18 protein-coding genes and 1 tRNA gene are annotated in these 26,568 nt (G+C 56.5%); 8 read left to right on the top strand and 11 right to left on the bottom strand.

Annotated elements, in window-relative coordinates:
• Nucleotides 1-133: 133 nt before the first annotated feature.
• The gene (locus GS636_RS18665) at nt 134-1,981 is read left to right on the top strand and encodes a dihydroxy-acid dehydratase (RefSeq protein WP_371808745.1); all 1,848 of its coding nucleotides are present in this window, start codon (nt 134-136) and stop codon (nt 1,979-1,981) included.
• 191 nt (nt 1,982-2,172) lie between these two features.
• Here the strand turns inward: GS636_RS18665 and GS636_RS18660 are convergent, their stop codons facing one another.
• Nucleotides 2,173-3,096 (bottom strand): epimerase, encoded by a 924-nt coding sequence (locus GS636_RS18660; protein ID WP_171671555.1) that lies wholly within the window; start codon nt 3,094-3,096, stop codon nt 2,173-2,175.
• Nucleotides 3,097-3,180: 84 nt separating this feature from the next.
• On the opposite strand from GS636_RS18660, the gene GS636_RS18655 reads away from it, so the two are divergent.
• Nucleotides 3,181-4,074: a LysR family transcriptional regulator gene (locus GS636_RS18655; RefSeq protein ID WP_171671553.1), complete on the top strand. Its 894-nt coding sequence runs from the start codon at nt 3,181-3,183 to the stop codon at nt 4,072-4,074.
• 3 nt (nt 4,075-4,077) lie between these two features.
• Here the strand turns inward: GS636_RS18655 and GS636_RS18650 are convergent, their stop codons facing one another.
• Nucleotides 4,078-4,605: a redoxin domain-containing protein gene (locus tag GS636_RS18650; RefSeq protein WP_171671550.1), complete on the bottom strand. Its 528-nt coding sequence runs from the start codon at nt 4,603-4,605 to the stop codon at nt 4,078-4,080.
• A gap of 91 nt (nt 4,606-4,696) precedes the next feature.
• Here GS636_RS18650 and leuB point away from each other — a divergent pair, with 91 nt between their 5' ends.
• Nucleotides 4,697-5,800 carry a 3-isopropylmalate dehydrogenase gene (gene leuB / locus GS636_RS18645; RefSeq protein ID WP_171671547.1) on the top strand — a complete coding sequence of 368 codons (1,104 nt, stop codon included), beginning with the start codon at nt 4,697-4,699 and terminating at the stop codon, nt 5,798-5,800.
• Between the two features lie 53 nt (nt 5,801-5,853).
• Here leuB and GS636_RS18640 read toward each other — a convergent pair whose 3' ends face one another.
• A complete protein-coding gene (locus GS636_RS18640) occupies nt 5,854-8,028 on the bottom strand; it encodes a transglycosylase domain-containing protein (protein WP_171671544.1) in 2,175 nt (724 codons plus the stop codon).
• 258 nt (nt 8,029-8,286) lie between these two features.
• On the opposite strand from GS636_RS18640, the gene GS636_RS18635 reads away from it, so the two are divergent.
• Together GS636_RS18635 and GS636_RS18630 are read left to right on the top strand one after the other, a co-directional pair.
• Nucleotides 8,287-8,625: a P-II family nitrogen regulator gene (locus GS636_RS18635; RefSeq protein ID WP_170537262.1), complete on the top strand. Its 339-nt coding sequence runs from the start codon at nt 8,287-8,289 to the stop codon at nt 8,623-8,625.
• A 34-nt stretch (nt 8,626-8,659) separates the two neighbouring features.
• On the top strand, nt 8,660-9,970 hold the full coding sequence (locus tag GS636_RS18630) for an ammonium transporter (protein WP_171188191.1): 1,311 nt from the start codon (nt 8,660-8,662) through the stop codon (nt 9,968-9,970).
• A gap of 72 nt (nt 9,971-10,042) precedes the next feature.
• Here GS636_RS18630 and GS636_RS18625 read toward each other — a convergent pair whose 3' ends face one another.
• The 4 genes from GS636_RS18625 to GS636_RS18610 form a co-directional block, all read right to left on the bottom strand.
• Nucleotides 10,043-11,227 (bottom strand): amino acid aminotransferase, encoded by a 1,185-nt coding sequence (locus GS636_RS18625; RefSeq protein WP_171671542.1) that lies wholly within the window; start codon nt 11,225-11,227, stop codon nt 10,043-10,045.
• Nucleotides 11,227-12,081 (bottom strand): 3-mercaptopyruvate sulfurtransferase, encoded by an 855-nt coding sequence (gene sseA / locus GS636_RS18620; protein WP_171096620.1) that lies wholly within the window; start codon nt 12,079-12,081, stop codon nt 11,227-11,229. The genes GS636_RS18625 and sseA overlap by 1 nt, the downstream gene beginning before the upstream one ends.
• 93 nt (nt 12,082-12,174) lie before the next feature.
• Entirely contained in the window at nt 12,175-12,444 is a 270-nt protein-coding gene (locus GS636_RS18615; RefSeq protein ID WP_171096622.1) for a hypothetical protein, read from the bottom strand.
• Nucleotides 12,441-13,004, bottom strand: coding sequence for a helix-turn-helix domain-containing protein (locus GS636_RS18610; protein ID WP_171671540.1), 564 nt, complete (start codon nt 13,002-13,004; stop codon nt 12,441-12,443). The genes GS636_RS18615 and GS636_RS18610 overlap by 4 nt, the downstream gene beginning before the upstream one ends.
• Nucleotides 13,005-13,112: 108 nt before the next feature.
• Between GS636_RS18610 and ilvD the strand changes: the two genes are divergently transcribed.
• Nucleotides 13,113-14,945: a dihydroxy-acid dehydratase gene (gene ilvD, locus GS636_RS18605; protein ID WP_171096626.1), complete on the top strand. Its 1,833-nt coding sequence runs from the start codon at nt 13,113-13,115 to the stop codon at nt 14,943-14,945.
• A 101-nt stretch (nt 14,946-15,046) separates the two neighbouring features.
• Here the strand turns inward: ilvD and GS636_RS18600 are convergent, their stop codons facing one another.
• Nucleotides 15,047-15,865 (bottom strand): sulfotransferase family protein, encoded by an 819-nt coding sequence (locus GS636_RS18600; RefSeq protein ID WP_171671537.1) that lies wholly within the window; start codon nt 15,863-15,865, stop codon nt 15,047-15,049.
• A 143-nt stretch (nt 15,866-16,008) separates the two neighbouring features.
• Here GS636_RS18600 and GS636_RS18595 point away from each other — a divergent pair, with 143 nt between their 5' ends.
• Entirely contained in the window at nt 16,009-17,586 is a 1,578-nt protein-coding gene (locus GS636_RS18595; RefSeq protein ID WP_171671535.1) for a DUF5928 domain-containing protein, read from the top strand.
• 330 nt (nt 17,587-17,916) lie between these two features.
• Nucleotides 17,917-21,516 carry a flavoprotein gene (locus GS636_RS18590; RefSeq protein WP_171671532.1) on the top strand — a complete coding sequence of 1,200 codons (3,600 nt, stop codon included), beginning with the start codon at nt 17,917-17,919 and terminating at the stop codon, nt 21,514-21,516.
• Here GS636_RS18590 and GS636_RS18585 read toward each other — a convergent pair.
• The 3 genes from GS636_RS18585 to GS636_RS18575 form a co-directional block, all read right to left on the bottom strand.
• Nucleotides 21,513-22,676, bottom strand: coding sequence for a hypothetical protein (locus GS636_RS18585; RefSeq protein WP_171096638.1), 1,164 nt, complete (start codon nt 22,674-22,676; stop codon nt 21,513-21,515). The genes GS636_RS18590 and GS636_RS18585 overlap by 4 nt on opposite strands.
• Nucleotides 22,677-25,964 (bottom strand): adenylate/guanylate cyclase domain-containing protein, encoded by a 3,288-nt coding sequence (locus GS636_RS18580; protein WP_171671530.1) that lies wholly within the window; start codon nt 25,962-25,964, stop codon nt 22,677-22,679. It lies immediately after the preceding gene.
• 452 nt (nt 25,965-26,416) lie between these two features.
• Nucleotides 26,417-26,493 (bottom strand) — tRNA-Met (locus tag GS636_RS18575).
• Nucleotides 26,494-26,568: the final 75 nt, after the last annotated feature.

Genomic DNA, 26,568 nt, shown 5'->3' with positions numbered 1-26,568 from the left:
CAATTTGAGTTTCATTGACGGAACCACTCGTATGCGTTTCACTGCTTAGGAACTTTCATACCTGCCTGCGCACACTGACTGGCGGAGCCGATAAAAACAGGTTCCGCTTAGAAGTAGATATTGGAGGAACCTCGTGGCTAAGAATCCTGTACTGATCGACGACCATCCTGGACGCAACTCTCAGGCTTATGGCATTGCGCGCGAGCTTGGCACGGACGAGGATTTGATCCATGCGCCCTCTGTTGGGGTTGTGGGCACAAAAGGCGACAGCCAGTGCTATCTTGGCGTGCAGCCCAAAGTCGAAGCAATACACGCCGCTCTGCGGGACCAGATCGGCAAAGACGCAGGCAAGATCGCCATGCGTCTGGTTCAGCCCGAATACTCTATCGCGACATCCGATGGCATCCGTAATGGAACGCGCGAAATGCGCTATTCACTCATCGGGCGCGAAGTGACCAACGACGTATTTTCCGAACATCTCTCAGCCTCCGGCTTGGGGGGCACAATTGCTGTGGTGGCATGTGACAAGCCACCGGTTGGTACCCTGGCTGCTTTACTCGAACACAACCAACCCGCGATCATGATGTCAGATGGGTCCATTCACCCCTCGAAAGACCCGGAAACCGGCGAAATGCTGGACATCATCGCCGCCTATCAAGTCGCCGGGAGCGAGGACGCAGCATACCGCAAACGCATCGCCTGCCTTGCCTGCCCCGGCATCGGATCGTGCGGCGGGATATTCACCTACAATACGATGCAAACCTTTATCGGCGTTGTGGGCATGCAGCCATTGCATATGGTGGCACCGCCTTCGGACGACCCGCGCCGCATGGAAGAGTTTCCGTCCCAGTTGGTGGGCTACCTTGCCAAGTTGATTGAAAACGGCACGCGACCCCGCGACATCGTCGGGCGCGACTCACTGCGCAACGCGTTGACTGTAGCGATGGCGATCGGTGGCTCGACCAACGTGGTTCTGCACGCGCCCGAGATCGCACGTGCGGCAGGTTACGCGAATTTCTGGAAAGACATTGTCACGCCAGAAGAATTCAATGAATGGTCTCAAAAAATTGTTCCGGTCCTGACAGACGCACGACCCTACGGCCGCTATTCGATGGTGGACATCGACAGGGTCGGCGGTGTGCAGGTGATCGTCAAGGAACTGATCGACGCTGGTATGGTCAATGGCAACGCGCCGACGTGCACTGGCGAAACTCTGGCGGAACAGGTCGAACGTCTAGGCGCTGCCGCACCGGACGGCACGGTGATCTATCCTGTGTCAGCGCCCTTTAAAGAAACGGGCGGCCTGCGCCTTCTGGGCGGTAATCTGTCTCCGGAATTCAGCGCCATTTTGAAGCTTGCAGGTGTCGAGCGCGGACTTGAGGACAACGTGTTCCGAGGTAAAGCGAGGGTGTTCGAGGGCGAAGCCCGCCTGCTTGAGATGCTCGACACCAACCCGATGGGATTTGAAGACAATGATATGATCATTGTTCGATACGAAGGGCCTTCGGGTGCACCGGGTATGCCCGAGATGCTGGACGCTACAGCACGGATCACGACCCTGTGCCGCGAACGGGGGATCACGGTGGCTCTGATGACCGACGCGCGTTTTTCGGGCGGATCGGTCGGGCTGGTCATTGGGCATGTCGGACCTGAGGCCGCGTTGGGTGGCCCGATTGCTCTGGTCGAAGACGGCGACGAGATCATTGCCGATCTGAATGTGAACGAGCTGAACGCGCCGGTTTTGGACGACCCGAATGTAATTGCTGAACGCAAGGCGCGTTGGGAAGTCGAGGTGGCTGGAAACGGCGGCGTACATCCAAATTGCGGTACAGCGGATACCCGCCTTTTGCACCGGATGCGGTCATCTGCCGTGCCCGCTGTGCGCGGTGGCGGTATGCACCCGGACCGTGAGCTATGGGTCAACACGCCTCGTGAGCCTCAGCTCTCAGGGTTTTTGCCGACAAACAGGTCGAGGTCATAAAACCTCAAACGACGCAGTGGTTGATCCTTCTGGGGTGTTGGCGCACCCGTTGAAGGATCAGATCCAACAATCATGAAAACTGGTCGCAGTGGCATCCGCCGCTCCGCCACAGCCACTTGGACTGGCAGCGCGAGGTCTGGCGCGCTCTTGAGCCGCGTACCTCTCACCGTCCAAAGTAAACGCGACGAAGGTCAGTTGTTGGCAGGTTTCAACAAACCGCCGCCGACGGACCGGGTCGCGGGCGGTGGGGCTACAAGCTGCGTTGGAATCGCAGAACATAGGGCAACATCCAAATCAGTCTGCGGCACCGCGCCCAGCAACTCGGTAAGGTGCGTGCCGTCCAACTGATGAGGCACTTGCCAAAGATACCGCATCTCAAGCAGGTGCGGGGCCATACGCCAAAACGGGCGGGCCAAATGCAACGGCCACCACTGCGTTGGCTTCACATAAATTGACCGTCCTGTGACCCGCGACAGCGCGCGTGCAATCTGTGATCCGGTCAAGGTGTAACCTTCGAATGGGACATCGCAAAACCGGGGCAACTCATGACGCTTTTCGGCCAACAGCACGGCGGCATGGGCCAGATCGGGCAGATAGGCCCATGCATGCGGGATGTCAGGGTTGCCGGGGTAGACCAGCCGTCCTTTGGCAAGGTGTTTTATCATGACCTGATCAAACCAGTTGCCCGAGGCACATGTGTCAATGAAATCCCCGGCACGCAGAATAATGGTACGCGCGGTCGAGCGGCGATAGGCTTCCTCCATCTCTATTCTGACACGACCCAAAGGGTTGCGCGCCTTGTGCGGTGTTCCACCATACCAAGGACCCGGTGCTTCAGGTCCAAAGACATAGACGTTTCCCGGCACCAAAACGGTTGCCCCGGTCGCCTCTGCCACCTTGATCACCTTTTGGTGCAGGCCCAGTACAAGACCTGCCCAATCGGGGTAGGGTGGATTCCAGCCATTGACGATAACGTCCATTCCGCGCGCAGCCTGTTCCAACGTATCGCGCGTTCGGTCAAAGCTGCACACAGTCCACCCGGCATTGCGAAATGCCAGCGCGGCATTGCGACCAAATCGGCCGGTGGCCCCCAGAATAAGTACGGATTGCGGCATGGTTCCCTCCTGTTGGGTCAGAGATTACCCATGGGAAAGCAATAGGGAATTGCCCCAAATTGCAGATCATGTATTCATTTTTGAATGGACAAAGCCCTCACACATGCCGACTGGTCCCTGATTCAAAGCTTTCTGGCGGTGGCCGAAACCGGATCCCTTTCTGCCGCAGCCCGACAACTGGACCGCAGCCAACCCACATTGGGACGACAGATTCAAACACTGGAAGCCGAGCTGGAGGTTTCTCTTTTCGAACGACACGCAAGAGGGCTGAAGCTAAGCGATGTGGGCCATCAATTGCTGCCCATGGCGCAACAGATGCACACGGCCATGAACGCTTTCAGCATGACGGCAGCGGGTCAGTCGCAACAACTGGAAGGATCAGTGCGCATTACCGCGTCGGTCTTTGCATCGAACCACATCCTGCCGCCGATACTGGCCCATATCCGGCAACAGGAACCTGCGATTCAGTTGGAACTGGTTGCCACCGATGCCACCGAAAACCTGCTGTTCCGAGAAGCCGATATTGCCGTGCGCATGTACCGCCCCGAGCAGATGGACATTCTGACCCGGCATTTGGGCGAGATCTCGTTATGTTTTTGCGCCGCCAAAAGCTATTTGGATCGCGCAGGTCGCCCGACCTCGCCAGAAGAAGTGTTCCAGCATGATCTGGTGGGGTTTGATACGGATGACCGCATAATTGCTTCGATGCAGGAAAGGGGTTGGAACGTTGGGCGCGATGCCTTTGCCACCCGATGCGACCACCAGACCGTGTATTGGGAATTGATCCGAGCAGGCTGCGGACTGGGATTCAGTCAGATTCAGGTGGCCGAGGCCGATCCGCTGGTCGAAATTCTGGATATTGGGGTCAAGATCAAGAAAATGCCAGTGTGGCTGGCCGCGCCGCAAGCCATGCGCCAGACCCCGCGTATTCGCAGGGTCTGGGACCTTTTGGCCGAAGGACTCAAAGCCAGTCTTTGAAGGTCAAAGCGGCCCTGTATAGGTTCCGCGCGCAGGGTAGTTGTTGCCCAGCGTGAACTTCAGACCACCCGCAATATCCGCCATGGAAGGGCGCCCAAACGGAGTGGTTTGCTGCCACGCGTAATAGAGCGTCTGATCGGGTGCGATATAGAAATGACCGGGCTCTGCGAAAAGGTCCGGCTCGGCGCTGCCCTCGCGCTTGGTCGAGATGTTCAGACCCCAATCCTCGCGCGCGGCAGCCAATGGCAGGCTGTGACCCACGCGCAGTCGTTTTGCCCCGGCTTTCTCGGCTGTTTCGGCGGCACGTTCGGCGGTATCGGTTGTGATCATGATGACCTCGACGCCCAGCGCCGCAAAGTCGTCCAGCGCCGCCTCGACCTCGGTCATCTGCTTGACGCAAATCGGGCAATGCAGCCCGCGATATTGAATCACCAGCGTCCCGTTTTCGCCCTTGTCTGCCTCAAGATCAAAGCTGCCCTGCGCCACGGTTTCGATTTTCAGCGCAGGAACCGGATTTCCAGGTGTCAGCATGTGTTTTCCTCGTGTTTTGACGGGTTCGTCTCATTGACCCGATGCACCGCAGACGCTAGGGCCTGTGCAACAAAACGCAAGGAGACCCTTCATGTCCAACCCCTCGCTCCTCATCCTGCCCGGAGACGGAATTGGCCCGGAAGTTATGGCCGAAGTGCGCAGAATCATCGATTGGTTCGGCACCAATCGCGGTCTTCAATTTGACGTGAGCGAGGATCTGGTCGGCGGTGCCGCCTATGACGCCCACGGCAAGCCGCTGTCTGATGAGACGATGGCCAAAGCGCAAGAGGTGGACGCGGTTCTGCTGGGTGCTGTTGGCGGCCCGAAATACGACGATCTGGATTTCAGCCTCAAGCCCGAGCGAGGCTTGCTGCGCTTGCGCAAGGAAATGGACCTGTATTCGAACCTGCGCCCGGCCCAGTGCTTTGACGCGCTGGCCGATTTCTCGTCGCTGAAGAAAGACATTGTTGCCGGTCTCGATATTATGATCGTGCGCGAACTGACCTCGGGCGTCTATTTCGGCGAGCCGCGCGGCATCTTTGAGGAAGGCAATGAACGCGTCGGCATCAACACCCAGCGTTACACCGAATCCGAGATTGAACGCGCCGCACGCTCAGCCTTTGAACTGGCCATGCGCCGGAACAAAAAGCTGTGCTCGATGGAGAAAGCCAACGTGATGGAATCGGGCATCCTGTGGCGTGAAGTCGTAAATCGTGTCGCCGCCGACTACCCCGAGGTTGAGCTGAGCCATATGTACGCCGACAACGGCGCCATGCAGCTGGTACGCGCACCCAAGCAGTTCGACGTTATCCTGACCGACAACCTGTTTGGTGACATCCTGTCCGACTGCGCCGCGATGCTAACGGGCTCTCTGGGCATGTTGCCTTCAGCCTCGCTGGGCGCTCCGATGGCCAATGGCCGCCCGAAGGCAATGTACGAACCGGTGCACGGCTCGGCCCCGGATATTGCGGGTGAAGGCAAAGCCAACCCGATCGCCTGTATCCTCAGCTTTGCCATGGCGCTGCGGTACAGCTTTGATCAGGGTGAAGAAGCAGACCGCCTTGAAGCCGCAATCGAGAAAGTTCTGGCTGATGGTGTCCGCACCGGCGACCTGCTGGCGGATGAAGGCGTCACACCGGTGTCTACCACCGAAATGGGTGACGCGATCCTGGCAGCTTTGGATGCCAGCGTCTAAACCACGCAAGAAACGAACGACAAAAGGCGGTGCCCGGTGCACCGCCTTTTTTGTTAGTTGCCGCCGAATATGTTTCTCAGCAGGTTATTGATATCCTCGGCAAAGCCGCCTCCCCTGCGCCGGGGCTGTGGTTGCGCAACCTGAACTGGTGGTTCCGGTGCCATCATCGGCAAAGGTGTGGGCGTAATCCCTTCGGTGACACGCAGCATGGTCTCTTTCCAGATTTCAGCAGGCAGCCCGCCCCCGGTTACGCCAGACAATGGTGTGTTGTCGTCATACCCCATCCAAACGCCGGTTACATAATCAGCCGTAAAGCCGATGAACCACGCATCCCGCGCGGCCTGTGTTGTTCCGGTCTTGCCTGCCACCTGCCAACCCGGAAGCTTGGCACGCCCGCCGGTGCCTTCGGACACCACACGCTCCATCATCCAGGTCAGCTGTTTGGCGGCAGCGTCGTTGATGACCCGCTCACCAATACCGGTCGTTGTGACCATGACAGGCGTGTCATCACCCAAGAGCTTCAGTTCGGTCAGGCCATAAGGCTCTACTGCCGACCCACCGTTCAGAATACCGGCATACGCTCCGGTCATCTCGATCAACGTGCTTTCCGACGCGCCCAGCGCCAAGGCCGGACCCTGCGCCAGATCGCTGGCAATACCAAAGCCGCTTGCGACGGTGCGGACGTTATCCAAACCCGAAATCTCGGCTACTTTCACTGCCGGAATGTTTAAAGAGTTCATCAGCGCATCTGCCAACGTCACCTGCCCATAAAACTTGTTGGTGTAGTTCTTGGGGCACCATTGACCTGAACCGGGAATGTTCACGCAATAAGGTTCATCAATCACGGTATCCAAAGGTGAATACCCAAGCTCCAGCGCGGTGGCATAGACGAACGGTTTGAAAGACGATCCTGTCTGACGCAACGCCTGTGTCGCCCGGTTAAACGCACCTGAAACCCGCGTCTTGCGTCCACCAACCATGCCGCGCACTGCACCGTCCGCAGACATCACGACAATCGCGGCCTGCGCCTCGGACCCTTCGCGCACCTTTTCCTGAAAGATGAACTTCAGCGCTTCTTCAGCGGAGGTTTGGATACGCTGATCCAGAGTGGTTCGGATCACTACATCCTCGGTGGTGTTGCGCGTAAAGAACTCGGGCCCGCTTGCCATGACCCAGTCCGCGAAATAGCCGCCCGCGCGCGCAGCGGCAGCTTCTGAAAGCTCGGCCGGTCTGGTGCGTGCTTCGCTGGCTTGTGCTGCGGTCAAATAGCCCTGGTCCTCCATTAGACCGATCACAAGCCGTGCCCGGTCCTGAGATCGTTGCAGGTTATTCGTCGGTGCATAACGCGTGGGAGCAACCAGCAAACCGGCCAGCATCGCGGCCTCAGCAGGGGAAACTTCGGCTGCGGATTTGCCAAAGTACCGCTGGCTGGCCGCTTCGAACCCGCGCGCGCCTGCACCCAAGAAGGCCCGGTTCAGGTAGATCGTCAGAACCTCGTCCTTGGAGTATTTGACCTCCATCGCCATGGCGTAAACGGCTTCCTTGGCTTTGCGCCAAAGCGAGCCCTGGCGGCAATCGGCCTCGTAAGCAGCTTCAGATTCCCATTCAGACGGATCAAAAGGCTCTCCAAGACACAGCAACTTGGCTGTCTGTTGGGTGATGGTTGACCCGCCATGGCCTGACAACGGCCCGCGCCCTTCGCTTAGGTTGATGCGTACGGCACTGGCCACACCGCGCGGGCTGACACCGAAATGGCGATAGAATCGCTTGTCCTCGGTCGCGATCACCGCGTTCTTCAGATGGGGCGAGACTGTATCCGCTGTTATCACCCCGCCAAACTGATCCCCGCGCCAGGCAAAAACCTTGCCATCGCGATCCAGCAAGGTCACTGACCCGCGCGCGCGCCCGTCCAACAAGGCATCCACGTCGGGCAGAGTTGTATAGACGATGCCGACCGCCAAGGCGATCAGCGCGACTACTATTGCCCCCACACGCCAAGTCAAACCCCAGATTAGCCTCCAGATCCAGCGGAAGAGACGACGGAAGAACCCACCTCCGTTTCCACCCGATCTTTTGCGTTTGGTCTTTCGCGTTGTTTTGCGGGTGGTGGTCTTGCGCGCAGTCGATTTCTTACCCGACGGGCGCTTGGGCGCCGACGGTTTACGCCCTTTGGACGGGTATCTTTTGTCCGCAACCAATCGCGGCTTCTGGCGCTTGGACTCAGTCATGCTCAAACTCTGCCCGTTGTTCTTTTGCGCCACCATACCCCGGCGACCCGTCTATGTAGAGGTCCGAATTTCCGGAATTTCCCCTCATTAATTTGCCTGTTTTTTAGTCATCTTGCATGTTTTGTGCGAAAATTGTGCAACATCGCGCCATTTTGCTGCGCAATTACGACCCGTCACCGTTTCTTACACCACTCTCTCACGCTTTTTTTCTGCAGGTGCAAACAAACCGGTCCCGCCGGACAATCAGAGGGGAAAGACGTGAAACTGATCATTGCGACAATCAAGCCGTTCAAGCTGGAGGAGGTGCGCGAGGCACTGACCCAAGCTGGCGTGCGCGGCATGATGGTGACCGAAATCAAGGGCTTCGGCTCACAGTCCGGTCACACCGAAATCTACCGTGGGGCCGAATACGCCGTGAACTTTGTGCCCAAGATCAAGCTCGAGATCGTGGTGCCGGCAACAATGGCCGACCAGATCGTCGAGACCATCACCAACACCGCCAAAACCGGGAAAATCGGTGACGGCAAGATTTTCGTCCTCGATGTCGAGCAGGCCCTGCGCGTACGAACCGGGGAAACCAACGAGGAAGCGCTGTAAGCGCGGCCACTCCACACTCATTCGAGGAAGTAAAATGAACCTGATGAAATCTCTCATCCCTGCCGCTGCGCTTGTCGTGCTGCCGCAGATGGGTCTGGCGCAAGAAGCCGCTGAAGGCGAGGCTGCGCTGCACACCCAGTATATCTTTACCACTCTGCTGTTCCTGATGGCGGGCTTTCTGGTTTTCTTCATGGCTGCAGGCTTTGCCATGCTGGAAGGCGGCCTGGTGCGGTCCAAGAACGTCGCCATGCAGATGATCAAGAACATCGCGCTGTTTTCCATTGCCGCGATCATGTACTGGCTGGTTGGCTTCAACACAATGTATCCGGGCGACTTCAATGGTTTCTTTGCCATTGGCGGCCCAACCGTGCTTGATCCGGTTGGCGTTGACCCTGCTCAGGCAGCTCTGGACTACGCCTCGATCGGCTCGGACTTCTTCTTCCAGCTGGTCTTTGTAGCGGCAACCGCGTCGATCGTGTCGGGTGCCGTGGCTGAACGTATCAAGCTGTGGCCCTTCCTGATCTTCGTCGTCGTGCTGACCGGTATCCTGTACCCGATCTCGGGGTCGTGGAAATGGGGCGGCGGCTGGCTGGACGCCATGGGCTTTTCCGACTTCGCCGGTTCGACCGTTGTACACTCGGTCGGTGGCTGGGCCGCTCTGGCTGGCTGTCTGATCCTTGGGCCACGCATCGGCAAGTACAAGGACGGCAAAGTTCACCCGATGCCCGGTTCAAATCTGGCGCTGGCGACCTTGGGTACCTTCATCCTGTGGCTGGGTTGGTTCGGTTTCAACGGCGGCTCGCAGCTGGCGATGGGCACCGTGGGTGACGTAACCGACGTGTCGCGCATCTTTGCCAACACCAACATGGCCGCCGCATCCGGTGCTGTCGCAGCCCTGATCATGACACAGGTCCTGTACAAAAAGCCTGACCTGACCATGGTGCTGAACGGCGCGCTGGCCGGTCTGGTGTCGATCACCGCTGAACCTCTGGCCCCGACCCTGTTCGGCGCGCTTTGGATCGGTGCTGTGGGCGGTATCATCGTAGTCTTCGCGGTTCCGATGCTGGACAAGTTCAAGATCGACGACGTAGTCGGCGCGATCCCGGTTCACCTGTTCGCAGGCATCTGGGGCACCATCGCCGTCATCTTCTACGGAGAAGCCAGCCTGATCACCCAGTTGACCGGTATCGTGGCTTACGGTGTCTTCACCTTCGTCGCCGCTCTGATCTTGTGGTCGATCCTGAAAGCCACCGTTGGCATTCGCGTCAGCGAAGAAGACGAGATCAATGGTCTGGACATGGCGGAACTGGGTATGGAAGCCTATCCTGAGTTCTCGAAGGGCTAAGACCCTATTAAATAATCAAAAAAACCCGGGCTTTCGCGCCCGGGTTTTCTTTTTTTTAGAATGTTATTGAGATCAAACGCCGACGTCGATAATCGCCTTCGCCAGAATCGGCACCGTCGTTGCATTCAGGCCTGCGATGTTCAGGCGGCTGTCGCCTACCATGTAGATACCGTGATCAGCGCGCAGTTTTTCGACCAACTCCGGTGCAGCTCCCAAGCGCGAGAACATGCCCCGGTGCTGGGCGATGAAACCGAAACGGTCGGACCCGCTCAGGCGTTGCAGTTCGTCTGCCAATTGCTGGCGCAGACCCAGCATAGACAAACGGATCTCTTCCAGCTCGGTGGCCCAGTCAGCCCGCAACGCGTCATCCATCAGGATCGTCGTCACCACCCGTGCGCCATGATCCGGCGGGAAGGAATAGTTCTGGCGGTTCAGAAACGCCAAAGTCCCCTGATTCAGGGCGGTTTGGCCTGCATCGGCACTGATGGCCATCAGCAAACCAGTGCGTTCACGGTAGACACCGAAGTTCTTCGAGCAAGACGCAGCAATCAGGCATTGTTTGACCGAAGACGCAACCAAACGCGCCGCTTGTGCGTCTTCTTCCAACCCGTCACCAAAGCCTTGATAGGCAATGTCAATCATCGCCACGAGGCCAAGTTCGTTGATCAGGTTCACGACCTCTTGCCATTGAACCATGTTCAGGTTGGCACCGGTTGGGTTATGGCAGCAGCCATGCAACAGAACCACGTCACCTGCTTTGGCGGTTTTCAGGTCGGCCATCATCCCGTCGAAATCAACGCCACGGGTTTCGCCATCGAAATACCGGTACTGAACGGTCTCCATCCCCAGATAGTTCAGGATCGACAGGTGGTTTGGCCAGGTCGGGTTCGACACGAACACGCGCGCCGACGGGTTCGCCATACGGATCATCTCGAACGCCTGACGGCAGGCACCCGTGCCGCCGGGCGTCGCCACAGCGGCAATCTTGGCACGCGGAACCGAGGTGCCCAGAATCAGCCCGATCATCACATCGGCATAGGCCGGATCACCTGCAAGGCCGGTATAGGCTTTGGTTTCCTGTTCTTCCAAAATGCGCTGCTCAGCAGCTTTCACCGCGCGCATTACCGGGGTCACGCCCTCGGCATTCTTGTAGACGCCAACACCCAGATCAATCTTCTGATCGCGCGGGTCTTCGTGGTACATCTGCATCAAGGCCAGAATCTTGTCGGCAGGCTGCGGCTTGAGGTTCTCGAACATCAGTTCTCTCCGGTTGCGACGGGCAGGGTTGGGAAGGCACCCCATTCAGCCCAGGAGCCGTCATAAAGCGAGTGGTCTTTCTTGCCCATACGTTCAAGCGCAAGGCTCAGAATCGCAGCCGTGACGCCCGATCCGCACGAGGTAATCGCAGGTTTGGACAGATCGACGCCAGCGGCCTCGAAAATGGCACGGCAGTCTTCGGGCGATTTCATTGTGCCATCTGTATTGAGCAACTGGCCGAACGGGACATTGCGGGACCCGGGGATATGGCCCGAACGCAATCCTTCGCGCGGCTCGGCTTCCGCGCCGGTAAACCGACCGGCAGAGCGGGCATCGATGATCTCATGATCGGCCAGTTTGGCTGCAGCGGAAACCTGCGTGACGTCCCGGACAAGCTGGTTTTGAACGCGCACTGTCATGTGACGATCACGGATGACCGGCGGCAAATCCTCGATCTCGCGACCTTCGGCTTGCCACTTGGGCAATCCACCATCCAGAACCGCGATGTTGTCCTGACCCATCAGACGGAACAACCACCAGACACGTGCTGCTGACATCAGCCCAGCGCCGTCATAGACGACAACCTGATGACCATCGCCCACGCCCATCGCCCGCAGGCGCGACATGAATTTCTCGACCGGAGGAGCCATATGCGGCAGCTCTGATCGGTGATCCGAGATTTCGTCAATATCGAAGAACCGCGCTCCGGGGATGTGGCCGGCATCGTATTCGGCTTTGGCATCGCGGTTCTGCGCAGGCAGATACCAAGACCCATCTAGAATCCGCAGATCCGGGTCTTTCATATGCGCGGCCAACCATTCGGTCGAAACGAGGGTTTTTGGATCGTCCTGCATCAAAGCCTCCCCTAAGCGAGCTTGGATTTTCCCTATACCCCGCGTCTTTTAGGTTCAAGTCTGGATAGCGCTAGCGCCTGATACCCGCTTGATTTATCGCGCCCGGCGCAAACGGAAGTGCTGAATGATGCCGATGATACTGATCAAGATCCAAAACCCTTCGATCAGCATCGAGGCCAGATTGAAATTCTCAAGCAGGGAATAGACGATCAGCACCGACCCCAGCAGGTTGACGACCGGAAAGGCCAGATCGTCAGAGTTCATCATCCGCATTTGCGTCGCGAAATAGGCTGCAACCACAATAAGGGCTCCGAACGAGCCGATGGCGTCAACGATGGTGAGGCTGTCGAAAAATGCGGTCATGACTCTGTCTTGGTCGTCTGTGAATACTCGGTGTGTTGCGCGTAATGGTGCATGTTTAGAAAAATTGCCCCCTGCGGACCCGCGCGATAGCCATGCGGCAGATCAGCGGCAAATCGCAAGCCCTGCCCTGCTTGCAAGGGTATCCAATTTCCGTCGCGCAATATGTCGAGGGACCCATCAAGAACAAAAACTTCTTCCGTCACGCCCGTTGCGTGCGCCGGTGACTCGTGACTTTGGTTCGGGGTCAGACTGACGTGAAACGTCTCGGCCCTCAGCGCAGGATCGAAAGGGAAGACGATCTTGACTTCGATACTGCCGGGAAAGGTGACGGTCTGAAAAACCGACGGATCGCCCTTGGCCGTATCGATCAACGCACTCAGCGGCACCTGAAAGCCTTTGGCGATCTTCCACAGCGTGGCGATTGTCGGGCTGGATTCGCCACGCTCGATCTGACCCAGCATGGCTTTGCTGACGCCGGTCAGCTCAGCCGCTTTTGACAGGCTCAGACCTGATGCCGACCGCACATCTCGCAGCCTTAGGGTAATGTCATCAGCATCCATTTCTGCGCCCCGCGAATCCTCTTGTACGTTATAACGTACATGTGCTACGTGCGCTATAACGTACGAACCCAAAGACATGCAACCCGAGGAAATAGGGAAAACAGCATCATGCCATTGTACCGATCCAGAACCTCTACCCATGGCCGCAACATGGCCGGTGCCCGCGGATTGTGGCGTGCCACAGGCATGGGCGATGATGACTTCGGCAAGCCGATCATCGCAATCGTCAACTCGTTCACACAGTTTGTGCCCGGCCACGTGCACCTGAAAGATCTGGGACAGATGGTGGCGCGCGAGGTCGAAGCCGCAGGTGGTGTTGCAAAAGAATTCAACACCATCGCGGTGGATGACGGCATCGCCATGGGCCACGATGGAATGCTGTACTCGCTGCCCTCGCGTGAGGTGATCGCGGATTCAGTGGAATACATGGTCAACGCGCATTGCGCTGACGCGATGGTCTGCATTTCGAACTGTGACAAGATCACTCCGGGGATGTTGATGGCCGCCATGCGACTGAACATTCCGGCGATCTTTGTGTCTGGCGGTCCAATGGAGGCGGGCAAGATCGACATCGCCGATCTGGATGCCAAGAAAATCGATCTTGTGGACGCAATGGTCGCCGCCGCGGATGACAAATTCACCGACGAGCAGGTTCAGCACATCGAAGAAAACGCCTGCCCGACCTGTGGGTCGTGCTCGGGGATGTTCACTGCCAACTCGATGAACTGTCTGGCCGAAGCGCTGGGCCTGGCCTTGCCGGGCAACGGTTCGACACTGGCAACACATGCCGACCGCAAAGAGCTGTTCCTGGAAGCGGGTCGCCGTATCGTTGAGATAACCAAACGGCACTATGATCTGGACGAAAAAGGCTTCTTGCCGCGTGAAATCGCAACCTTTGACGCGTTTGAGAACGCCATGAGCCTCGACATTGCCATGGGTGGGTCGACCAACACGGTGCTGCACCTTCTGGCCATCGCACATGAGGGCGAGGTGGATTTCACCATGACCCACATGGACCGCCTTAGCCGTCGCGTACCGTGCCTGTGTAAGGTCGCGCCGAATACCGAGAACGTTCATATGGAAGACGTCCACCGCGCAGGCGGCATCTTCTCGATCCTTGGCGAACTCAGCCGCGCGGGTCTGCTGCACGAAGACTGCAGCACCGTGCACTCCGCCACGATGGGCGAGGCGATTGCCAACTGGGACATCAAGATCGCCAACAACCCCAAGGCGCAAGAGCTGTTCAAAGCTGCCCCCGGCGGTGTGCGCACAACGCAGGCATTCAGCCAGTCGAACCGGTACAAAGAACTGGATACTGACCGCGAAGGCGGCGTGATCCGGTCGAAGGAACACGCTTTCAGCCAGGATGGTGGCCTTGCGGTTCTGTTCGGAAACATCGCCCGCGACGGCTGTATCGTGAAAACGGCTGGCGTTGATGAAAACATCCTGAAGTTCACCGGCTCTGCCTATGTCTGCGAAAGCCAAGATCAGGCCGTCAGTGATATCCTGACCGGCAAGGTGAAAGAGGGCGACGTGGTTGTCATCCGTTACGAAGGACCGCGTGGCGGTCCGGGGATGCAAGAAATGCTCTACCCAACCTCGTATCTGAAATCCAAAGGTCTGGGCAAAGCCTGCGCCCTTCTCACTGATGGACGTTTCTCGGGCGGTACTTCGGGCCTTTCAATTGGCCACGTCTCACCCGAGGCGGCCGAAGGTGGTGAAATCGGACTGGTCAAGAACGGCGATACAATTGAGATCGACATCCCCAACCGCTCGATCCATCTGGCCGTGACTGATGAAGAACTGGCTGAGCGCCGCCAGGAGCAAGACGCCAAAGGCTGGGAACCTGCCGCGCCGCGCAAACGCAAGGTCTCTACCGCACTGAAAGCCTATGCCAAGCTGACCACCAGCGCGGCAAAAGGGGCCGTGCGCCAGCTTTGATCTTGTAACGGCCAGTCTTTTCGGCTGGCCGTTAACCGACCCTTCCAAGTCTATCCTTTGGAAAAATTTCGCCAGAAACTGTAAGAGGGAGCGCCCCGCCCTCAATCACCCAGTTTGGCGTGAATTTCATCCAGATCGATTTCGCCGATCGGCATCTTGTTGGCCGGGTTTTCGAAATCGTATTTGAACAGCTCAAAATCCTGTTTGTAGATTTCGTAGACCAGATGCATCGACAGATCATCGAAGTAATCCTCGACCGGATGGGCGCGTTTGGGGCCGTGGCCTTCGGATTCGTTGAACCGCGGAATCTCGGCCAATGCAACGGGGTGCTTCAATTCCACATGGTCCAGAACACCCTGCATCCCGTCGTTGAACGCTTCGGTCCAGAAAATCCGGTCGTAACGCCCGCCATTCACGATGAAGGTCGACACATGACCCGACATGGCTGACCAGTGAATGTCCGGATCCATAGGGCGCCGCCAGCGGATCGTGTCACGCGCAAACAGCAGGAACCGGCGGAAGCTGGCGATCTGATCAAACTCGCCCTTGCCATCATCGCCGCCCACTTCGATGCCGTAGTTGTAGATCAGCGTCGGCACCAGATTGCCCCGGTAACGCTTGCCGTTGCGTTGGATGCCGCAGATCTTGTCAAAGAACGAACTTAGGATGCGTGTATAGGGGTTGCGCACGCAGGTGAATGAATATGAGGCGTGGCTGCGCACATTGGTGGTGATCAGGCCCTGACTCTTGTCAAAAGCCCATTTATGCATGCCATCCTTGGCATCGTGGATGTCGCCATCAAAAAACTGACCGTGATCCGAATAATACATGATCTGGCCAATGGTCGAGCACGCACATTTGGGCACCACACGGTACACCATGCTTTCACTCTTGGTCATCCAAGTACCGGGAAACCCCATCTGCTGTGCCTCCTTCGCTGGTCAGGTCTCGATCCGATACGCCAGCGTTTGGTAATAAAGAACCAAAATTATTCTGTTTATTCAATCGCGCATCCTCAGTATCACGGTTGAAACCGGGCAGAAACGGAAATTACCTGATCTCAATGGCAAAGATCGCCTACATATTGCTGTGCCATAAGGACCCCGAGGCCATCATCGCGCAGGCCGAACAGCTGACCGCTGCAGGCGATTGCATGGCGATCCACTTTGATGCACGTGCCAGTTCTGCCGCGTATGACCAGATCCGTAGCGCGCTGCGCGAAAACCCCAATGTGACCTTCGCTGCAAAGCGCATCAAATGCGGATGGGGAGAGTGGTCACTGGTGCACGCCACGCTGAACGCCTTGAAGGCCGCGGTCGAGGCGTTCCCCCGCGCCACGCATTTCTACATGCTGTCTGGCGATTGCATGGCCATCAAAACTGCCGAATATACCCACCGTTTTCTGGATGATCGCGACAAGGATTTCATCGAAAGCCACGATTTCTTTGAAAGCAACTGGATCAAGACCGGCATGAAAGAAGACCGTCTGATCTATCGCCATCATTTCAATGAACGCACGCAGCCCAAACTGTTTTACTCCGCCTACGAGATGCAGAAACGTTTTGGTCTGACCCGGGGTATTCCCGGAGACCTGCAGATTATGATCGGCAGCCAATGGTGGTGCCTGCGCCGCCGAACCGTTGAGAAGATCCTGGACTTTTTGCGCCAGCGACGAGACGTGATCCGGTTTTTCTCAACCACCTGGATCCCGGACGAGACCTTCTTTCAGACATTGGTCCGCCATCTGATACCGAAGGGTGAGATCGAAAACCGCACACCAACCTTCCTGATGTTTTCAGACTACGGAATGCCGGTCACTTTCTACAACGATCACTATGACATGCTTTTGGGTCAGGACTATCTGTTTGCCCGAAAGATCAGCCCTGAAGCACACGAGCTTAAAGATCGCCTGGGGTCGCTTTATGCCAGTGAAGGTATTGAGTTTCCGGTCTCGAATGAAGGGCGCAACCTGTTTGCGTTTCTGACCGGACGCGGGCGTATTGGCCGCCGATTTGGGCAACGTTTCTGGGAAGCCGGTCGCGCGTTGGACCCCGAGCGCGAGCTTTTCGTCATCGTCTGCAAGAAATGGCACGTCGCCAAGCGACTGGTCGATCAGATCGCATCCGAAACCGATATCCCCTGTGTCGAGTACCTGTTTAACGAAGAAGAGACACAGATGCCCGATCTGGGCGGGATAGAAACGAGCCTTGCAAAACGCTCGCGCCACAGACGGGCCGTGGTGAGAATGTTGTTTGACAGTTTCGGGTCGGATCAACTGGTTCTGTGTCTCGACCCCGCCAATCTTGACGTGCTTGAGGATTTCTGCGGCGATCAGGCCAAAACCCATGTGCTCGAGATCGAATGCGAATATTCAGACGACTATCTGATCGGTCATGCACGCCGCGTCGGGCTGGCCGGAGAAAACAGCCCTGCAGAAAACGTGGCACAACTGGTGCCAACGCTGCGCAATGATCTGAACTATGAATCACAACAAATCCGGGCGGCCGGGCTTGAGAATTATCTGCGCTTGCGTGAAACGGCCTCGCGCGGCGAAAACGAGGCTGTCATCGCCGAGTTTCTTGGTGTGAGTCAGGAAAAGGCCAGCGCCGTAATGCGACTAGACTATCTGTTCCTCGATTAAGCGAAACTCCGGCCTGGAATCCGAATGACAACGGGCCCTCAGGATGGCGCGCGGCAAGCGCCGCTTCAACCTGCTTTCGCCCCATGGACCCGCAACCCATCCGTCAAGTTCACTGTATTCGTGATTTTTGTCTAAAAATCGGATACTGTGCGGCCAATTAGGCCGATTTGTTTATACTTTTTTCATCAACAGATCAGTCTCGACCAGTGAAAAGACGCAGAACAGGACGATCTTTGGTGCACAAAGACCAATGCCTGTCCGGGAAACACACAGACATTCTGCTGGTCCAAAATTGAAATTTGAAACGCAACTCCGGGGGGGGACATAGTTGTGACCACAGATCAAATTGCCAATGCCAGATCATATATTCCAAGCGACGCAGACTGGACCCTGATTTACAAAGTCCTGCCGGGTGAGGCCGAAGTCGCGAACCCTGCTGTCATCAATCCACATTTTGAGTGTATCGAAGTGACCGGAAACACGGTCCTGCCCGCTAAGGGCATGTATGTTGTGCTGCGCGGTGTCGTTCAGTTGCGTCAAAATGGGCAACCGCTGGCCAGCGCAGATGTGGGCGATTATTTCTACGAAGAACACCTTCAGATCTCGGACATACCTGTCAGCCTTGAAGCACTTGCATTGGACGGCACATGTTTGGCCTATTTGTCGAGCGATAACTGGCGGAAGATACCGGAAGAGGTACGCAAACCCTGTTTTGCCACCATGTTCGGGGATTTGGTGAGCGTCCAGTTGCAGAATTTTCAGCAACCAATCAACTGTTGCAGCGTGACAGCCGCAGCGCTCAGCATGTCTGCGCTTGGGTTCAGTTGCGAGGTGAATGACATTTTCCGCGAATGCGCACTGCCGTCATCCTTTGTGGTGAATGACGGTATCTCGCTGGGGGAACTGTTTGACGTCGCCTGCACCTACATCCACTCGCAAGGGCTTCGGGACCGGGTTCAGGTTCAGGCCTATTTCATGGATGAAGACACAACCAACGTTCCCCTGCTGCTTGAGGCAATCGACGAATCCAATCGGCTGGGCGGAGAAAACGATATTCTGGTGGCGAACTTTCAGGTCGGTGTCGCCCATGGCAAAGAAAATATGCCAGGTGGCCATTTCGCCGTCATCGCCAAATGCAACCCAAGCACCGGTCTGGTGCATATGATGGATGTGCATCCTGAAAAATACGGCAAGCTTTGGGTCACAACGATCGAACGGCTGTGGAAGGCCATGTCGGACCGCGATGGAACCTCGATGCGATCACGCGGCATTCTGCGCTTCTCGGCACGCGCTGCGGTCAAAACCCATCTGAAAACGTTCAAACAACGGTGCAACTACGTCGACAGCACGCGCTATCTGGCGAAAGATCCCAAAAAGCGCCGCAACCTGTTCCGCCGGGCGACGCCCAACATGAACTCGCTGGGTGTGCTGGCGGAAAGCCTGGCCATTCACGGCGACAACCGCGTAGACGAGGATGAGTTGCTGCGGGCGACCGAGGCGTCGTTCACTGAGGCCGTCAGCCGTGTCGCCACTGCAAAAGACATGCACGAAATGGCGGAAAAATACCTTAGCCAGTCTGAAAACGTGCATCTGGGCAGTACGTTCCAAAGCTTTGCTACCCGCAAGGACACATCGATCCAAAGCCCGCAGGATTGGTTCAAGGAACAGTTGAAAAGCCTTAATACCAACAAAGATCGTCACCTGATGATCAATATCGATTTCAATCGCGTCACCGGGATCGAAGCGATCCGTTCGCCGGAAAACGTCTATCGGGAAACTGCCCTGCTGGAAGAGTTCTGGTGTCTTTGCATTGCCTATGACGAAAACACCGATGTTGTCACCATTGTCGACATGAGCCCCGCGACCTCTCAGGTCTGGCAAGCGCCACGCGGCAATATTTTTCGTGGACTACGCGATCTGGAAGACCCCGCATTGGTGATGATCGAAGAAATCGACCCGCCCGAGGACCCAAGCGATGTCGTAAGTATCCTCAAGCACAATACGATGGTTCTGTTTTATGAGGATGAAGACCCCTGGTCCTATATGCTGCGCAGTATTCTGTCGAACATCGGCGCGACTACTGTCAAGCAAATCGACGTAGGCGGACGCGATCCCAATATGATCCGGATGCGGCGACAACTGGTAACGCTTGGTGAGCGACCAGACGTGCCGTATTTGTTTTTCCAAGGAGAGTGCATCAGCAAAAGCGAAGAGCTGGAAGACATAGTGGACATGATCCGGGCCGGCGAATTGCAGGCCAGGATGCGCAAAGAAGGACTGCCAGTTTCCGACCTGAATGAAACACCAAGCCTTGAGAAGAATCCTTTCGGCTATCCCAAAGGGGTGATGAATCAGGTCAACGTGGGCAAGCGCAACGTATTGTTGTGCGCCTGCGGCTCGTCTGCGGCAGATAAAATCCCTGAACTTGTCGAACGCATCGTCGATGCCGGGCACAACGTGAAACTGATCCCCTCGGTCTCGGCCGAAAAGTTCTTTCGCGATTTCGGGGCCGAGAGGATCGACGCCAAGATCACCCATCATGATTATTACCGCGACGATGATGAGTGGAATTTCCGCTATATGAAGTTTGACATGCCAGTGCGGGCCTCGCATCTGGCGCTGTGCGACTGGGCCGATTGCGTCATTGTGGCCCCTATCACCTGCAACACGATGGGAAAGGTGGCCAACGGTATTGCTGACAATCTTCTGACCTCGGTCTTTGTGGCATGGCAATACCAGAAGAAACCGGTGATCCTTTGCCCGGCTTGCAACACGAATATGTGGAACAACATCACCACGCAGAACAACGTCGACAAGCTGAAGACGCTGGGTGTCGACTTCATCGGTCCGCGCGAAGGGCGCTTGTCAAATGGTCGGATGGGTATCGGCATGATGGCCACGCCTGACCAGATCATGGAAGCTTTGGCAGACGCCTTCGAGGAGTTGGACGACCAGAAATACCGTGTCTGCAAATGGGCGCGCGAGGCCGCCGCCGCCGATGACATCAACGAATGGAGACGCGTGTTCCGCGCCATCGACGAAGGCATCGTCGGGGTCAATATCGTAGACGAAGCGCATGGCGATTCCTTGTTGCATTACGCAGCTGGTGGCGAAGGTGAACTGAACGAAAGCGGTCATGATCTGGGCAAACCGGACTATGAAGCTGCCCAAGACCTGATCAAACGCGATATCGACGTCAACATCGTCAACGATCACGGGTTCACTGCACTGCATGTGGCGGTAATGAACAAAGCGCCCAAGATGGTTGAAATCCTGCTGGGGGCCGAAAACATGGACGCGACCTCGTGCATCGATTTTGTGCAGGGCATGACGATCGAGCCCGAAATCCGGACCATGCTGGACAACTGGGCGCGCGATCACAACGTGAAGGTTGCTGACCCGGAAGAAGACCGCGATGAAAGCTTTGTGGCGGTGCAAGAGCCGACATATCTGTATTTCACCTACGGTTCGCTGAAACAGGGATTCCCGAACCACGAAGCGCACAGCAAAGTTCTAAACGACTTCGTGGGTCCGGCCCGCACACGGCAACCCATGCCGCTGATCGTCCCGAAAGAGCCATTCTGTGACAATCCGAACTGCGGATACCTGCACCGTATGGCCACGCTTGTGGATCAACAAGGTATGGGCAAACAGGTCAGTGGTGAGGTCTATCGCGTGACGGAATCCGGCTTGCACGAGCTGGATAAGCTGGAAGGTTACCATGGTCCAAATTCGACCGAAAACGTGTATGTCCGCAAGAAGATCAATGTGGTCGTGAACGGTGTGATGAAGCCCGCATACGCCTATGTGATCGCGGAGCCAGAGAAATACCTGAAGAACTTGCGCGACGGCACGTCAGAGATGGTCAGTGATTACACGCTGGACATGGCGCAGGGCGAGCCAAAACCGGGGTTTGAGCCCGTAGCTTAACCGTCTTGCGTGCTGATTGGCGGCGGCTCAGGGCTTTCCTTGAGGCTGAGGTTGTAAGCCGTTATCGCCACCATGCACAGCAGCACAAACGGCCAGAAACTCGCCTTGGGAATAAGATTGTCCCGATAGTGGATGATCCGTAGCGACGGCACCGCCTCGGAGGCGAATAGGTACGTGTTGACCGATACCGCCAGCAGCATGAAGTACATCAGGAAAAAGAACGACTCCATGTAGATCACGGGCGAGCCGGCAAAGCCTTCGCGCAGCTGCACATGCGCCAGCAGGATCACGAAGAACAAAACCGAACAGGTGCCGATCACGCTGGACGTGCTGAAATCATGCCTCTCGGCCAAACCCTCGCGGCGGGTGACGGTCATGACCGCACCGAACAGCAACATCATCACAACGATCAAGGGGACCATATGAACGATAAACGCATTGCCAAAATTGCGTTTGATGACGAAATTATAGTGCAACTCGGGCGCGTTGGTTTGATAGGCGTTCTGGCCGATGCCCAGCGTTGTATCCAAATTTGACAGTTTATAGTCGAAATAGGTGTTTTCCCGCTCCCACGTACCCATCACGATTTGGTTGTCGATCCCAAAAATGTCGTCCGGCCCGGTTGCCGGATAGGCCTCGAAATCGGGAACCAACGCGACGGCATCCTCAAACGAGGACGGCCAGAACCGCACCCAGACCGTTTTGTGATCAAAAGGGTAACTTGTGTAATCAAAGCTCTGGCGCAGGGTTTGTTCGAAATACCAACCCACCAATACGCCGTCAGGTTGCGGCAATCGGTACGCCTCGGCGATCAGACCGTTTGCACTATCTACTGCTTCGGGCAGAAGAAACCCGACCTCATCCTCATTCGGGAGGATCTGGTCATGCACGCCCGTCTCATAGTGCTGCCAGATATAACCCGTGACCTGAACATCGCTGGCCCCCAGAAAACTGAATGACTTTATGAAAATCCCTGTCCGCACATAGTAGTCAGGCTCCACATCCAACTTACCCAGATATGAGTCTACGGCAGCCTGATCTGGCAACTGCGTCGGATCGCCTTCGAAATGGTTCAGTTCGATCCAGAGTTTCAACAAAAGACCCGCCAGCCCAAGGGTCAGCAGGCCAGAGATAAGCCAAACCTTCTTCTCGACGCTCATTCAGCCTCCTGCCTGTTCCGTCAGAAAGTCAGCGGGCCCCAGCAGGGATTGAGTAATTCCCATCTCGGCAAACTTGGCTTGCAGATTGGCAAAACTCTCATGTTCGCATGGCAGGATACCATTTTGCCCGCATTCCGCCAAAAAACGCGTCTGGCGGATGGACAAATCGACCATTGGCAAAGGTTCCCCTGCCGTAAAGGCCGCCAGCCCATCCGCATAGTCATTCGCGGCTTGCCAATCACCTCGCGCCAGCATGACTGCGCTGGCATCGGGGTAAAAATGCAGATGACTATGGCCGACACACCCTTCTGCGATAATCTCGGCCCCCAAATTCAACAGGCGCATTTGTTCATCCGGGTCGGTTTCGGCCATCGCCAACGCCGAAAGTGCTTTGGGCCCTACAAAATTCCGCCCATGTTCCAGTGCAATCTCAACCGCCCGTCGGCCTGTTTCCAAAGCCTGATCCATTTGCCCGGCATAAACCTGCGTGCGGGCCAGATGCTCCAGCGCTTGTGCCTCAAGCCGTTTTGCCCCGACACGCTCAGCAATCTCGGCCGAAACCCGGAATGCTTCTAGCGCTCGGTCAAGATCGCCCAAAAACGTTTCGGCCACACCCAGGCAGGTCTGAGCCACACATTCGGGCACAAAAGCAAAATACTTCTGCGAAACTTCGATGGCTTCGTTTGCGTCTGCGCGCCCCTGCCCGACATCCCCCGTGTAGCTGCGCGCGACGCTCAGGTTGTGCAGATTGGCCGCCAAATCCCGAACCAGCCCCTTTTCACGCGCCCGGTCAACAGCTTGCGTGTAAAAGCCAGTCGCCGTTTTCATGGTGGCTTTCATGAAGTTGGCATCACCAAATCCGCTGAGCGCCCCCACTTCAAGGCGAACGGAATCCAGTTTGCGGGCCAGCGTGAGAGCCCGCTCATTCGCACTCAGTGCTTCCTTGTCGCGACCCAAGGGGAAATACACATTGCCGCGCACATAGTTGATCTGGGCCACGTCCCGTTCAGAGCCAGCACGTTCAGCCGCAGCTTCAGCTGTGTCCAGCGCCTCAAGCGCGTCCTGATACAGGCTGGCCTGTCGCGCTGCCTGTGCAAGGCCAATATGCGCCCGGCTAATTTGCTCATCCGTCTCAGCAAGACCCGCCGCGTCCCGGAACTCCTGCAAAGCTTCGTTAGACAGGCCCTGCAACCGGTGCGTCTCACCCCGTGCGCAAAGCAGGTCAAACCGGACACCTGCGGGCGACGGCAGTTCCAAAGCACGTTCGATCAACGGGCTGGCGTCGTCGAACCGGAACGCGTGAATCAGCTTGTCGGCTGCGTCCAGATAGGCTTGCGCAGCGTTGTTGGCACCCGCCCGGTCCAGATGCTGTGCGCGCAGGGTCGCATCACGATCTTCGAACCATTTGGCCGCCTGTCGATGCAAGCGCGCGCGTTCGGATTTAACCAACGTGGCATATGACCCGTCCCGGATCAGCGCGTGCGCAAACATAAGGTCTGCACCGGCCTCTCGTATCAGGGCTGAGCGGATCAGATTTGTGGTATCCAGATGCCCTTCGCCGAGAATGTAATTCAGAACCTCGGGTGAGAATCTTTGCCCCAGCACTGACGCCGCCTGAATGGCGCTGCGACTTGTGCGATCCAGTGCATCCAAACGCGACTGCACGATGCCTTGGATGCTTCCGGGAACCGTTTCCTGCTTGAGCACATCAATGTTGCGCAGCAACTGTTCCAGGAACAGAGGGTTGCCTCCGGCGCGTTTGACGCAAGCGTCCAAAAGCTCGGGATCGATGGCGGTAAATTCCTCTACCAGTTGCCGCGCCTGGTCCTCCCCCATTGGGGCTAACTCTAATTTAGAGACAAGCGCGCCCTCTGTGGCCATTTGCCAGTCTCGATCGATCGGGTCCCCTTCAACCCGACTGGTCATCATCAAGACACAGGGGATTTGCCGCGTTACTGCTGCGATATGTGCGCAGGCTGCGAGAATGTCGGGTGACGCCCAATGGATATCTTCGATCTGGATTAGCAATGGCGCGTCCTGACTGCGAGCCATCAGTAACTCATCAATGACCTGCCTGCGCCCACGTAGCCGGGTCTTGTTGTCCATGACAGCATAGACCTCGGCCAAGCCCGGATCTTGCGGAAGTTCAAGCAATGCGTTGAGATGCGCCCCGTTCGAAGGGCTGACCCAGCCCTTGGTGATCGCCTCTTTAGCAACGGTCGCACCTTCTTCCGCGCCATCCGACGGATCAAGCCCGAGAACACTACGGGCCACGGACTGAATGGCCGAGTGCCCTTCACGTGCACCGAAATCCATAACAACGCCATTGTGGATCGAATAGGACAGGCTTTTGGCCAGCTCGGCCACCTGCTCGGACAAATGCGTCTTGCCGATACCCGGTTCGCCTAGAACCACGTGGACTTCGCCTTCGCCGTGCCGTTTGCAGCGGTCAAATGTTGCCGAAAACAACGACATCTCACGATCGCGCCCGATGAACTTATGCCGTCTTGTCCGAATGTTCCGGGCCAAACGGTCCAGACGCCAGACTTCGACGGGTTCATTCAATCCTTTGATATCCTGCACACCGATAGACTCACCCACGAAAAGCGGACCCAAGGCGCGTTGGATGTCGTGAGAAACAAGCGTTTCATCACCTTTTGAGATGTCGGTCAAACGCGAGGCTAAATTGACCCCATCGCCGGTAACGGTGTATTCTGTGTGTGCCTGGCTGCCAGTTGTGCTGGCAATGACCTGCCCCGAGGCAATTCCGATATGACAAGACAGTGGCGGTGTCAGTGTCGGCAATACTGCATGTATCTCGGCCGCCGCTCTGGCTGCCCGTTCTGTGTCATTTGTATGTGAGATAGGTGCGCCAAAAACAGCCATGACCGCATCGCCAATATGCTTGTCTATACGCCCCCCGAACTTTTCAACAACATTGTCCACTTTGCCAAAGAACTGGTTGAGCAAGGCGTGCAAATCTTCGGCATCCAAGTCACTTGACATTTTTGTAAACCCAGTCAGGTCAACAAACATCACGGTGACCTGCCGTCGCGCAGGTTCTATAGACGCCGCAGTGTCTTGCATTTTTGCTGCTTCAGCCACGTCAAGAGTTTCAATGGCACGCAACAACCTTCGACGATCACCAACCGCAGTGACCCCGATTTCAATTAAGTCTTCTGCCGTCAAATCTGGCAGAATGGAAAAATCGATCTTGTTGTCTAGAAAGGCTTGCGCATAGTCAGACAATCCAATTGCGCTTAGCCACTTGCTCAGGTCCTGAGACATGTCGCCCCTCTGAAGTCCCCCTACTTCAAATTTAGGTCTAACACGGGCGTTACGGTTGAGTCTGCAAAAACCAAATTAATTTATGAATATGTGTGTGTTTGTTTTTGGAACTAGGTGGTTTTCCAAGCAAAATCCTCCCAAGCCCAATCTTGTGAGCTACAAGTTTTATCACCATCGGGCGTCAAATATTTGATTTAGATGAAGTTGGAATTTGTTTACGGGAGCAGGCTTTTCTCGTTCGGCCCGGCGCATTGCGCCTTTTTCAAGCGATTGAACCTGGGGATCAATTGTAGTGTGACCGGTCTGTGTCTGGGATTTTCCGACACTGGTTGCGGGAGTAGGATTTGAACCTCTGACCTTTTGGTTTTGAACCTGAGGAGGTTTGATCGTTAAGCCCACAGTCCAGTGGACTGTTTGTAGATCGACTGGTCTGTGTTGGGATTTTCCGACGCTGGTTGCGGGAGTAGGATTTGAACCTACGACCTTCAGGTTATGAGCCTGACGAGCTACCGGGCTGCTCCATCCCGCGTCAGGGTCGGAAAGTGTTTGATCGTATTAGAGAGATTGTTGGGTTTTTACTAGGTTTGGCGGTGACCTACTCTCC

Origin of the sequence: Ruegeria sp. HKCCD4884 (assembly GCF_013110855.1) — a bacterium.
Taxonomy (GTDB): Bacteria; Pseudomonadota; Alphaproteobacteria; order Rhodobacterales; family Rhodobacteraceae; genus Ruegeria.
This window is presented reverse-complemented; position numbering and strand designations above follow the sequence as displayed.